This window comes from Bacteroidia bacterium (genome assembly GCA_033391075.1).
Lineage (GTDB): Bacteria > Bacteroidota > Bacteroidia > J057 > J057 > JAWPMV01.
On the sequence record JAWPMV010000001.1, the window covers coordinates 3,858,887 to 3,871,926 of the forward strand.

7 protein-coding genes are annotated in these 13,040 nt (G+C 42.7%); 5 read left to right on the forward strand and 2 right to left on the reverse strand.

All coding sequences use genetic code 11. The features are described 5' to 3' along the window. Window positions 1–7: 7 nt before the first annotated feature. On the reverse strand, window positions 8–1,009 hold the full coding sequence (locus R8P61_15480; protein ID MDW3648466.1) for a FecR domain-containing protein: 1,002 nt from the start codon (window positions 1,007–1,009) through the stop codon (window positions 8–10). Between the two features lie 44 nt (window positions 1,010–1,053). Continuing rightward, window positions 1,054–1,611 (reverse strand): sigma-70 family RNA polymerase sigma factor, encoded by a 558-nt coding sequence (locus R8P61_15485; GenBank protein MDW3648467.1) that lies wholly within the window; start codon window positions 1,609–1,611, stop codon window positions 1,054–1,056. A 236-nt stretch (window positions 1,612–1,847) separates the two neighbouring features. Here R8P61_15485 and R8P61_15490 point away from each other — a divergent pair, with 236 nt between their 5' ends. The 5 genes from R8P61_15490 (at window position 1,848) to R8P61_15510 (ending at window position 13,035) form a co-directional block, all read left to right on the forward strand. Further along, the gene (locus R8P61_15490) at window positions 1,848–3,176 is read left to right on the forward strand and encodes a SusD/RagB family nutrient-binding outer membrane lipoprotein (protein ID MDW3648468.1); all 1,329 of its coding nucleotides are present in this window, start codon (window positions 1,848–1,850) and stop codon (window positions 3,174–3,176) included. A 233-nt stretch (window positions 3,177–3,409) separates the two neighbouring features. Further along, window positions 3,410–6,631, forward strand: coding sequence for a SusC/RagA family TonB-linked outer membrane protein (locus R8P61_15495; protein MDW3648469.1), 3,222 nt, complete (start codon window positions 3,410–3,412; stop codon window positions 6,629–6,631). 20 nt (window positions 6,632–6,651) lie between these two features. Further along, the gene (locus R8P61_15500; protein ID MDW3648470.1) at window positions 6,652–8,070 is read left to right on the forward strand and encodes a SusD/RagB family nutrient-binding outer membrane lipoprotein; all 1,419 of its coding nucleotides are present in this window, start codon (window positions 6,652–6,654) and stop codon (window positions 8,068–8,070) included. Between the two features lie 70 nt (window positions 8,071–8,140). Further along, complete coding sequence (locus tag R8P61_15505; GenBank protein ID MDW3648471.1) at window positions 8,141–10,999, forward strand: hypothetical protein; 2,859 nt, start codon at window positions 8,141–8,143, stop codon at window positions 10,997–10,999. Window positions 11,000–11,214: 215 nt separating this feature from the next. Then, window positions 11,215–13,035 (forward strand): FG-GAP-like repeat-containing protein, encoded by a 1,821-nt coding sequence (locus tag R8P61_15510; protein MDW3648472.1) that lies wholly within the window; start codon window positions 11,215–11,217, stop codon window positions 13,033–13,035. Window positions 13,036–13,040 lie beyond the last annotated feature (5 nt).

Consider the following 13,040-nt stretch of genomic DNA (forward strand, 5'->3'; position numbering starts at 1 on the left):
CCTAAGGTTATTCTATGTAAAGTACGGAATCTCCCGATTTTTTTATCTCGATTTCAAAAATATAAGATAAGGATTCGAGGAGTACCTCCATATTTTCTATAGAAACGGAACCTTCAAGCCTTCGGTGTCGCAGGCTGTCATTTTTTATTTCGACTTTGAGGCCATATTCGGCTTCAACGCGGCCCAGAATATCTCCAAAACTGATTTCATCATCAAAAAGCCAAACTTGTTCTCGCCAGGAATTCCAGATCTTATTTCTATCCGTCCGGGTAATGAATGTCTGCTCTTTTTCGTCAAAGAAAAGACTTTGTCCAGCAGAGAGTTTTTTCTTCTTTCCGGAGCTATGAGACACTTCAATCAAACCTTCATCAAGACTCAGGACACTGGATGCCTTACGAGTATTTAGGTTAAAGGAAGTACCGATGATACGTGAGTCAATATTCCCGGCATGGATTAGATAAGAACTAGCTCTGTCCTGGGGCTTTATGTCAAAGTATGCTTCTCCTTCCAGCCAAATTTCCTTTAGCTGCTTTTCGTTCAAGTCGCTGGCAAATTGGATTTGAGAATTGGCATTGAGGAGGATGCGAGACTCATCTTCCAGAACGATCTCTCGCGTTTCTGCAAAATCAGTCGTATAAGTCAGCGTTTCGGCAGAGGTCAGGAATTGATAAAGGAGGAAGGAAGAGCTGATAAGCAAGAGCAAAACTGCCGCCCATTTCAGAACAAGAAATTTCTTTCTTGCCGGTATAGAAATTTCTTTGGCTTCTTGTCCAATTGCATGTTGCAGTCGGCTGAGTTGGTCTTCCAATTCCTGCTTCTCAAGAGGAGCTTTCATAAAAGGAATCCCTTTGACCATGTATTTGGCTTCTTCCAGAAGATCGGCAGATTCCGGATGATTACTTCTCCAGTTTTCCCAAAATTCTGCTGCCTCATCCGAATTCCCTTTGACCCAGGACACGAATGATTCATCTTGTATGAAGTCTTCAATATTTTGATAGTTCTGCTCCATGCTTTATAAGGAGAAAAAAAAATATAGTTTATACTCTCTCTTCCTCAGATATCTTTCAGATATTCTAATACCTGGGTTTCTCTGAGTTTTTTTATTGATCTATGTATACTATTGACAATGCTTTGATAATTGAGATCCAGTATCTCAGCTATCTCGTCATAGTCAAGATTGTTGAAATATTTGAGGTAGATAATCTCCCTTTGTCGGTCAGAGAGTTCCTCTAGTGCTTGCTTAACTCTTTCCTTGGATCTTTTCCCCAAATCTGTTAGTACCAGTTCTTCCGCTTCGATTTTAATCTTTAAGATCTCCTCTTCATCCAATTGGCTATGCTGATTTTTTATTTTTAAGAGGCGAATACATTCATGTCTCACGGATCGAAGCAGGTAAAACTTTATCGATTGTACCTCTTTCAGTGATTCTCTGTTTTGCCAAAGATATACAAAGGTATTGTGAACAGCGTCCAGGGCCATCTCCTTTTCCTGACAGATCTTTTTCGCATAAGGAATAAGCTGAGCATAAAAATCAGAATATAAGCGAGCGAAAGCGTCCTGGCTTCCCCCGGTAAATTCATCCCAAATCCTTTTTGATGAATCACTGCTCATATCCCATAGATCCTGTCAGATAGTTAGTATCAATCTTGTGTTGCTTTAAGCTAAATCCTTTATTCAAAAAAATCTCGTATCCAGCTAAAAGTTCAAATTTGGCATTTCTTCCGCCTTTTTCCTTATTTTTAATTAAATATTTGTTCCAACTCCATAATTAAGTGCTTCTAAGATCTATTTTACTCTTTCTCGGTCTCTCACTGATAAGTGCTTCCTGCAACTTTTCGGGGACCAATATGGATCCTACCAGAGAAACAGAAGCCAGCCTTAAAGAAATGCTTCCCGCGGCTATTGTCCAGACCTACAGGAATAATGGCAGCATAGGAGCCCGAGTGAGTGGAATTGTCATTCAACATTTTAAAGGTATAGATGCCCAACCAGAAAGCTACAGTTCCTATCTGATTGATAGCCGAACCCTGGATGTGTATTGGAGGCTGGGAATCTATGCAGGAGCTCTTAAAGATTGCAATCAACTCATTACCATCTCCCGACAAGAAGAAGTCCCCTTTTATGAAGCCATTGCCTCCATTCTTTCCGCTTACAATTTAGGGATAGCAAGCACATATTGGGGAGACATTCCCTGGTCGCAGGCCTTTCAACCTAATCTTTTTCCTCAACCAGTATATGATAGCCAGGAAAGTATTTTTGAGGAAATGGATGCTTTACTGGATCGGGCTATCACCTTATTGACTGCCAGTCCTCAAGTTTCCGAAGCTCGGGAAGATGATTTGATATTCAAGGGAAACCATGAAGCCTGGATCAAAACAGCCTGGGCGCTTAAGGCACGTTATGCACTCCAAAGGTCAAAAAGAGACAATCAGGCAGCCAGCAAAGCTTTACAATACATTTCCGCATCAAGCCTCACTTCCATTGAAGATCAGGCACGCCTTTTCTATGGTTCCAGCATTAGTGAGTCTAATCCTTTGACCTTATATTCAATTGAAAGGCCTAATCAGATCGTGCTAGGAGATTTTTTGCTGGAATTGCTGGTCGAAAGGCATGATCCACGACTCAATGCTTATGCAGCCCTTAGTGAGGATATATATCGAATATATCAGGAAGACAATGATCAGATCTTTTGGGGCCAAATGGATGCACCAGTTTCCCTTATTAGCCTGAGTGAAGTAAAATTCATTGCAGCAGAAGCCCATTTGAGACTGGGAGAAGAAGTTGAGGCCGAGCAAGCATTCAAGGAAGCGGTTTGGAGTAATTTCGAAGAACTCGGCTTGAGCAGTGATCCGCTTAGTAGCCAAACCGTAGATATTGAAGCTTCTTTCGACGGCTTAACTTCTTTCGAAGAAAAACTGGAGCGTATCATTACCCAAAAATATATAGCTGCATTTGGTCAGGGGATTCATGAAGCCTGGGTCGATTACCGTCGAACTTCTTATCCAAATTTACAAGTACCTGAAAACGTAAATAGCAGTTTCAATCCTTCCCTGGTAATTCCTCAACGCTACCTCTACCCTATCAGCGAATCCAATACCAATTCTTCGAATATGCAGACAGCGATAGCCCGCCAGGGAGGTCATTTGCTGGATAATCAACTTTGGTTATTTGAGTAGGCGAAAGTTCAAATTCAAGAAGCAAGAGCAAGTGTCTATCTTCATTTTCAATTCGACGATTGGAAGGCGAGAAATCCACTTACTTGATTCACAAATAAAGGATAAACCTTCTCTTTCCCTATAGCTTTTCAAGCTGCTATTCCTCCTCCACATAAAGTTTTTTTCATAAAGAGAGTATAAGGGCAAATCTCTTTTCTCTTATAAGAGATACACTGTAACCTAAACTCTACTATATGAAGTATATTAGATTTCTACTAATTATTGGCCTTAGTATGATTTCTGCGAATCTGTTTGCCCAAAAAACAGTTTCCGGAACTCTGACATCCAGCGATGGACAAGCCCTCATTGGGGTAACCGTACTGGAAGAAGGCACAACCAATGGACGCTTTACTGATGATGAAGGTAAATATACCATCACAGTAGCTGGTCCGAATTCTGTTCTTGTATTTTCTTATACCGGCATGAAGCGGGTGATGATGCAAGTGGGAGATCAATCAACCATCAATATTCAGATGGAAGCTAGTGATCTTTTACTGGATGAGGTAGTTATATCTGCACTGGGATTTAAAGAAAGTAAAGACCAGTTGGGATCTACCTACTCTGTGATTGATCCGGTTTCTGTACAAAGATCCGGAGAAGCAAACTTACTCAATGCGCTGGGTGCAAAGGCATCAAACGTACGGATCAATCGTACCAATGGAGACCCCGGAGCAGGTAGTACCATCCGTATTCGTGGAGCAAATACCATCTCTGGTGATGGCTCTCCACTGGTCGTTGTAGATGGTGTTCCCCTGAACAACTCTACCACTTATGGAGGGGGAAATAATATCACCGGTGGAAGAACCGGAGGTACATCTCAGCAGTCTCGTTTGAATGATATCAACCCAAATGATATTGAGTCTGTTCAGATTTTGAAAGGTGCTTCTGCTGCAGCCCTGTGGGGAAGTAGAGCAGCCAATGGGGTAATCGTTATCACCACTAAAGATGGTGCTGCTGGTAAACCCAAAATCAATTATAAAGCTTCTTACTCAATTGACCGTATCAACGAAAGGGTACCTATGCAAACGGTATGGGGACAAGGTCGTAGCGGTTCATTCATAGCTGGTAATGCTGAATCCTGGGGAGATTACATTCCCGATCGTGCGGGTGGCCAGGATGAATTTGACATGAGTGGGGAGAGATTTGTAGCTGAAAGTGGTAATATCTATTACCCCATCGAATCGAAAAATTCCAGAGAAACCTTTGTGGAAGAAAACTGGAACGAAGCTTTCGGGAATGGAGGATTCTTCCAACAAGACTTTTCTATCAGCGGTGGTGGCCAGAAGGCTACTTATTTCTTCAGCTTGGGTAGACTGGACCAGGAAGGAATCATCAAGGGCTCTTCTTATGACAGAAACAATATCCGTTTCAACAATAAACTTTTCCTCACAGATTGGTTGACAATGACGACCAAGTCTTCTTATACTTTGACTAACTCGAATCGTATCCAGCAGAATTCAAATACTGCAGGTTTGATGCTGGGTTTGTTAAGAACATCCCCTGATTTTGATGGAAGAGACTATTTGGGAACCTACATCGATGATGATGGACAGGAATTCAACAGAAGACATCGTTCTTATCGTCGTCCCTTAGGAGATAGAGACAATCCCACTTATAATAGTGCAGGTTGGACCGTAGAGCAGCAAGTCTCTTCTTCTAATGTAAACCGTTTTACGGTAACTCCGATTTTTGATATCACTCCGACCAATTGGTTGCAAATCAAATTGAGAGGTAATGCAGACATCTCTGACGATAAGCGTGTTTATTTCTTCCCCATTGGATCAGGAGGTAACCGTAGCGTAGGGATCTTCGCAGAAGATATCATCGGTAGAAGAGAGTTGAACTTTGATGCGATTGCAAAAGGTAATTTCAAATTGACCGACGCCATTGACCTAACGGCTACTGCAGGATGGAGTATCAACGACAGAACCTATAGAAGAAATTCCGGTCAGATTACCGGTTTCCTCGTAAACGCTTCCAAAGAGACTACTTCTTTGAACACTGCTGCGGAAAACTCTGAATTTGAAAACTTCAAAACATTCAGAAGAAGTAATCGCGGATACGGTATCCTGGGATTTGATTTTGATGATCAACTCTTTGTAAACCTATCGGGTGGATATGAAGCATCTTCAACCATTAGCGATCAGTTCTTCTATCCTGCAGTTGATGCAGCATGGGATTTCACCAAATCAGGATTAAAGTCTGATGTACTTTCCTTTGGTAAACTGAGAGCTTCCTGGGGTAAAGTGGGTGTACAACCACGTTCACATGCTTTCCAAACACTGGCAGAAGGTGGATTTAGCTATAGCACCTATAGTGATCCGCTAAATATTTCACTCTTTGGTGGTGGATTTAGAATTGACAACAACCAGGGTAATCCTGACCTCCAGCCTGAGATCAAAACGGAGTGGGAGATTGGTACGGATTTGAGATTTTTCAATGATCGTCTCGCCTTCTCTTTCACTTATTATAGCAATGAGATCGATGGTATCCTCCTTGACGTAGACCTTTCGCCATCTTCTGGTTTCTCGACCAAATATGGAAACTTTGGCTCTATGGAAAATGAAGGAATCGAATTGGATTTGAGCTATGCAGCTATCCAAAAGCAGGACCTTTCATTGGATGTATTTGTCAACTGGGCAAAAAATGAAAACCTGGTAACTGACCTGGAAGGAACAGAAACCATTGACCTCACAGGAGCTTCTGTAAGTTCTCGTGCGATCGTTGGATATCCTTTAGGCGTACTTTATGGAACAGGTTCAAGAACCCTGGAAAATGGAGACTATGATTTGGATGAAAACGGTTTCCCACAACTGACCAATAGCCCGATTGTATTAGGTGATCCTAATCCAGATTGGAGAGGTGGAGTTGGATTTAACTTCCGTTGGAAAAATTTGGGATTGAATATGTTGCTGGAGCACTCTCAAGGAGGTGAATTCTCTCCTCGTACCCTTTGGGTATTGAGACGTTTCGGAACTACTATGGAAACTGCAAATCGCGTAACCCTAAGTCAGGACCTCGTAAACTTTGCTGGTAATACCATTCCTGCCGGATCTACCGTTCGTGGTAATATCGAAAACTTTGGAGGTGGTGATGTATTGCTGGACGAAAGTTGGTACCGTACCGGTATCGGTGGTGGATTTGGTGATAACCAAGCCTATAACTTCTCCGTCTTTGACGCGACATTCACCAAAATCCGTGAATTGACGCTGAGTTATACCCTGGACGAAAGCATGGGACTTCCGCTCAATGGAATCATTGTTTCAGCTACTGCCAGAAACGTTTTCAACAGAAATAAAATCGACGGTATTGATCCTGAAACCAGCCAGACAGGTGTAGGTAATGGATTTGGATTGGAGTATTTCACCAACCCACAAACTGAATCTTATGTATTCACCGTTTCAGTCAATTTCTAGTCTGACTTAATTTGATAAATATGAATAAGTATATAAAAGTAATCATCATGCTATTCACTATCTCTTTGGCTTCCTGCCAAAGTCTGGTGGACGGTATCAATGATAACCCCAATGATATCCTGATAACGGATATAGACGCGGATCTTTTCCTGACGGGTGCTATGTTGGCAAATTCGGTAGCACAGGGAGGACACCTTACCCGTATCAGTGGAATGTATAGTGGCCAATTGGTCGGCTTATCTTCTCTCTACTCTAACATCTATGGATTCTCTCTTTCTACAGCAGAATCTGTGGCTACCTGGAGTAGGGTTTATGTAGGTACAATTCCAAACCTTCGCCACATACGAGATATTGCTCCAGATGATCGACTTCTCGTAGGTATCACCAAGATTGTAGAAGCCCACGCAATCGGCATGGCAGCTTCTCTTTTTGGCGATGTACCATATTCGGAAATCAATAATCCTGATATTGTTGATCCAGTTTTTGATGATCAGACTGCTGTATTTAATGCAGCTATTGCATTGATCGATGATGGAATTAGCGATCTATCAGCTGCCAACAGCCGTCTTCTTTCTGCTGATATTTATTTTGAAGGAGATGCTTCCAGATGGGTGGAAGCTGCTAATACCCTAAAAGCAAGGTATCACATGCAAATGAAGGATTATGCTTCTGCCTATGCGGCTGCCCAAAATGGTATCAGTGATGGGGATGGTTCCTTGAAATACATTCCTCGCGGTGATGCAAGTATTTCTTCCGGAGACAAGAATCTTTTCTGGACAATCCTTGAAGGTTCTCGTGCAGGAGATATTGGTACTTCCAATAGCTATATGATCCAATTGCTGGATACAACAAGTGCTATCCAGAGAAACAATGCAAAAACTGACGAAACCGCTCGTTGGGGATATTATAGCATTGATCCTTCTGGGGGTTCTGCTAATAGCGGAATCATTGAGCAATTCGAACCTCAGAACCTGATAAGCTTTGAAGAGAATCAATTGATTCTGGCAGAAGCCGGTGCAAGAACCAATGGGCTTGCTACAGGTTTGGGACATTTGAACGACCTCCGTGCATGGTTCAACACAGGGGCTCATGTAAATAGCAATTTTTCTGGCCTACCTTTGAAATACGAAGCTTACGAAGTGGTTGATTTCGAAAATGGAGGAATGGAAAATGCGGATGGCCTTGATGCCACCAAAGCCCTATTGAGAGAGATCATTGAAGAGCGTTATGTTTCAGGATTTATGACTCGTATGCCTTACAATGATTCAAGAAGACTGAGAGCCAGTGATTCAGATATTGCGGTTCCTTTCTTCCTGGTGGATGGACCTAATCCTCCTTATTCAGAGCGCATGCCGTATTCTGATGATGAGTTGAATTCTAATGCAAATGCACCTGCAGAAGATCCCGGTATATTTACCAAAACAAAAGTTAATCAGTAGTTATCTTATATATATAATGCAGGTCCGGGGCTCCCTGGACCTGCATTTTCATTTCGCCCAAATACTAACAATGAGAACTATTACTAGCCTACTATTATGCCTGGCCTCTCTGAGTTTATTTGCTCAGGATGGAAGCCTCCCAATCGACCGGGCCCTGAGATGGAGAAATATCGGCCCTGCCAATCAAGGTGGAAGGATTGTAGACATCGAAGCCCAGGCCAATGACTTTACCAAAGTTTATATCGCTACTGGTTCAGGCGGGGTTTGGAAATCCAAGAATGCAGGTACCAGCTGGGAACCCATTTTTGACAAATACGAAACCGCCTCTATTGGAGATATTGCCCTTGATCCTCAGGACAATCAAGTCATTTGGGTAGGAACTGGAGAAGCCAATAACCGTAATAGTGTTTCATGGGGAAATGGGGTGTACAAATCCTCAGATGGAGGGAAGAATTTTCGATCGCTTGGCCTGGAAAATACGCATCAAATCGCGCGAATACTTGTTGATCCTACCGATAGTGAGAATGTATGTGTTTGTGCGATTGGACATCTCTGGGGATATTCCGGAGAAAGAGGACTTTTCCAAACAAAAAATGGAGGAAAAAGCTGGAAGAAACTAAAGAACGGATTGCCGGATGATGGAAAAACAGGCTGTACAGATCTTGTCCGTGATCCCAGCAATCCCAATGTACTCTACGCAGCTTTCTATCACCGCCTGCGTCAGCCCTGGCATTTTCAGAGCGGAGGAGAAGCTGGTGGAATTTATAAAAGTGAGAATGGAGGAAGAAGTTGGAAAAAGTTGAGCAAAGGCTTAGCTGCTCCCACCGGAAGAATTGGTTTGGCCATTTCGAAATCAAGTCCAAATGTTCTCATGGCATTGGTCGAGGCAGAAAAAACCGGAGACTTAAGTAAGCCCGGTAGTGGAGTATATCGTTCAGAAGATGGAGGCGAAAGCTGGAACTATGTCAACACCTACAATAATAGACCTTTCTACTACAGCCAGATACGCATCAATCCCCATAATGACCAAAGGGTTTATCTATTGACTACCCGCTTTATGGTTTCTGAAGATGGAGGAAAGAGCTTTATCAATGGAAGCCAGGATCAGGAAGTTCACGGTGACTTTCATGGGATGTGGCTGGACCCCAACTATGAGGATCGATACTATCTTGGAGCTGATAAAGGACTTTCGATCACCCATGACCATGGCAAAGGATTTCAATTGCTCGATAATCTTCCCATCGGCCAGTTTTATCGCATCAACCACGACATGCGTGATCCCTACTACGTCTATGGAGGATTTCAGGATAATGGCATGTATGGAGTCGCAAGTTTTAGTCGGGATGCAAGAGGTATTCTCAATGATTCCAATTGGAAGTTACACTGGGGAGATGGCCAATATGTGGTCGTCAATCCTTACAATTGGAGAGAAATGTATACCTCCATGGAGAATGGTTCTTATTATTCCTATGATCCCCTCACCCATCGCATCAAACGCATCAGCCCTTCTTTCAATAATATCCTGAATAGAGATGAGCATTTTTCTGATACCATTACGGATATGGCTTCGGCCAATCGGTGGAATTGGTCTGCGCCTATGCGCATGTCTCCCTCCGATCCCAACACGCTTTATGTAGGAGGAAATCATTTGTATAAATCAAGCAACAAAGGCAAAAGCTGGAAAATTATCAGTCCTGATTTGAGCAGCAATGATCGTATAAAAAGAAAGCAAGGAGTAAGCGGCGGAATAACTCCCGATAATACCGGAGCGGAAACCCATTGTAGCATTAGCAGCATTTCCATTTCCCCTGTCAATGAAGACATCATCTGGATCGGAACCGACGACGGCCAAGTGCATATCACCCAAAATGGAGGAAGCTCTTGGGAAAATATTCGTGAGGGTGTCCCAGAAGTGCCAAGCGGTATTTGGGTAAGCAGGATCAAAGCCAGTCCCTTTTCACCTGGAACTGCATTCCTCTCCTTTGATGGCCACAGAAGCGATCTATTCAAGCCCTGGATCTTTAAAACAAGCGACTATGGGAAAAGCTGGACCAAAATTGTTAAGGGAATAAAAGAGGATGAAGTAATCCGCCTCATTCAACCTGACGATCGAAATCCCAATCTGCTATTCTCGGGAACGGAAAGCGGTATATGGTACAGCCTGGATGAAGGCGAAAACTGGAGCCGATTTATGCCCAATATGCCAACCGTTTCTGTACTCGATCTAAAAATCCATCCCAGAGATCATGACCTCATTGCCGGAACTCATGGCAGAAGTATCTGGATCATGGATGATATCAGCCCCCTTCAGCAAATGAATGAAAAGGTGGAAAACAGTCCCATTCATTTATTTGAACAAAGAACCGCAACGCTTTGGGAAAATGTCAGTCGCGGAGGACAAAGGGGTCATTTTTGGTATGCAGGAGAAAATCCTCCTTATATCAGGAATACATCTAGCCTTGCACGTGCAGGATTTCGTAGCGAAGCAGCCATTTCCTACTTTATCGGAAAAGAAGCTACAGGAGACATTTTCCTCGATATCGAAAGCCTGGATGGGAAGCACAAAAAGACTATCCAGGTAGAAAACAAAGTGGGCCTAAATCGATACTACTGGAACCTTGAATTTGATGCAGAGCCTTATACCGTTGAGGAAAAGAAAGTGATTCACAAAGTCTTTGAAGAGTTGATCGCAATGGGAGTTTCTTCCAGAATCAAAGGCATGTATGAAAGATTCAAAATTGCCGAGGAAGCTGAAGAACAACGAAAAATTGTAGAGCCTCTATCCCAAGGCTACATCAGTGTCAACCTGAATAAAGATTTGCTCATGCCCAGAGCAGAGAAAGGAAGCTATAAGCTTACCCTCAGAATGGGAGATATCCATCAGGTACAAAGTCTGGAGATCAGGGATGATCCTCTGCTGGAAGATTAGTCCATCACGCTATTCATCAAAAAGGTCCTGAGCTATTCAGGACCTTTTTACTTTTTACGAAAAACCTCTTCTCAATCAAAAAAAGAAGTAGGTCTCGTACACTTTTTGCCTTCTTTCATATATTTCGAAGAGGTAAGTCTATTCGAAAAAACGGCTATTTATTTTTTCGGATAATTCCGAATTTAGTTTAATCAGACATTTTAGAAGACCTCTCTATGAAGCTCCACGTAATCCTGAGCCTTCCCTTCTATGTATTGTGTTACTACCTGTTCTTTTTCTCTTCCTCTCTGGCCTGGAGCCAGACGATGAACCGTTCCGGACAGGATAATAGCATCTTTGTTTCCCATACTGTATTTATGCCCAAACATTCCTATCCTTCCGGCGAACAAAACTGGACCATAGAGGCTGCGGATATGAATGGGGATGGATTTGTAGATTTGGTAACCGCTTCAAAATTGGATGGAGGGATTAATGTTCATCTCAATGATGGAAATGGGGTTTTCGAAGAGAAACAAACGGTCATTTGCCAAAAGAACAATCGGGCTTTGAGCATCTTTCATGCAAATGGAGATAAACATCCGGATATAGCGGTAGTAAGCGTAGATGGGAAATTGAGCATACTGGAGAATGATGGTACAGGCAAGTTGAGCCTGGTTGAGCAACATAAAGTCAGCATCATGGCCCATGATGTTCATGCTGCAGATATAGATGGGGATGGGATACAGGAACTCCTGCTTGCTGCGATTGCTTCACAGCAGGTAAAAATTTATTCCAGAAAAGGTTCAACAACTTTTCATCCAGCCAGTGTATTGAATACCGGTTGGGAACCGCGCAGAATCATATCGGGACACCTTAATGAGGATAATAAAATTGATATAGTAGTAGGATGCGATGATGGAAGAATCTATCTCTACCTCAATAAAGGGGATGGGACTTTTCGGGAGAAAGAAGCCATACATTCAGGATCATCCAATTGGGCGCTGGGTATTGCTGATTTCAATGAAGATGGTAAAATGGACATCGCTACCGCTTCTTATTTGGATAAGTTCCTCAGTATCCATATCAACCAGGGAGATGCAAAATTCGTCCGTACCCAGCAAATCTTATCCGGGGACCACAACTTTGATCTGGTCTGGGGAGATTTCGATATGGATAAAGATATTGATTTGGTTACCTGTTCCACAGTTGATGAAGCCATCAGCATTCACCTGAATGACGGCAAGGGATATTTTAGCGACCGAATCGGTGTACCATCCGGCAACTGGAATGCTGCAATCACTAAAGCTGATTTTGATGGAGATGGAGATCTGGACATTGCTTCTGCCTCCATCAATGATCACATGATCAATGTTCATCGAAATATCAGCCTCGAAAGCGTAGCTCGCAAAGTTCCTGAAAAGGAAGTCAAAAGTAGGCTGCCTTTCTTTTGTATCAGAGGAATCGTCAGAGATGCCAAAACAGAAGAGATCATTCCTTTTGCAGAAATCCGTGCACAAAATTCAGAAGGCATAAAGCTATCCAAAGTAAAAACCCGTAAAGATGGTAGTTATGAGATTTGCCTTAAACCTACCGAATACAAACTGGCGACTCAGGCAAAAGGATATTTTCATGACCTATCAGAAGTCAGTTTCATCCAGAACGATAGTACTCAGATCATAGAGCAGGATATCTACCTCAATCCGTTGGAAAAAGAAGCCAAAATCGTCCTAAAAAACATCTATTTCGATGTTGACAAAAGTAGCCTCCGCCCAGAGTCCTTTTTAGAACTCGAGCAATTGTTGGAAATCCTGCAAGGCAATCCATCTTTGATCGTCGAGATCGCCGGGCATACTGATAGTGATGGCACTGACTCTCACAATGATCAATTATCACAAGGTCGTGCACAGGCAGTAGTGAACTTTCTCAGTGAGGCAGGAATCACCATTCATCGCATGCGAGCCGTAGGCTATGGAGAAAAACAACCCGTCGCAGCCAACGATAGCAGAGAGAATAAGCAATTGAATCGAAGAACGGAGTTCAAAGTAGTAGATTATTGATTTCT

Bases quoted from the DNA above. Each gene is read 5' to 3' on its own strand.
- R8P61_15480 (MDW3648466.1), bottom strand. From the start codon at position 1,009: ATGGAGCAGAACTATCAAAATATTGAAGACTTCATACAAGATGAATCA.
- R8P61_15485 (MDW3648467.1), bottom strand. From the start codon at position 1,611: ATGAGCAGTGATTCATCAAAAAGGATTTGGGATGAATTTACCGGGGGA.
- R8P61_15490 (MDW3648468.1), top strand. From the start codon at position 1,848: ATGGATCCTACCAGAGAAACAGAAGCCAGCCTTAAAGAAATGCTTCCC.
- R8P61_15495 (MDW3648469.1), top strand. From the start codon at position 3,410: ATGAAGTATATTAGATTTCTACTAATTATTGGCCTTAGTATGATTTCT.
- R8P61_15500 (MDW3648470.1), top strand. From the start codon at position 6,652: ATGAATAAGTATATAAAAGTAATCATCATGCTATTCACTATCTCTTTG.
- R8P61_15505 (MDW3648471.1), top strand. From the start codon at position 8,141: ATGAGAACTATTACTAGCCTACTATTATGCCTGGCCTCTCTGAGTTTA.
- R8P61_15510 (MDW3648472.1), top strand. From the start codon at position 11,215: ATGAAGCTCCACGTAATCCTGAGCCTTCCCTTCTATGTATTGTGTTAC.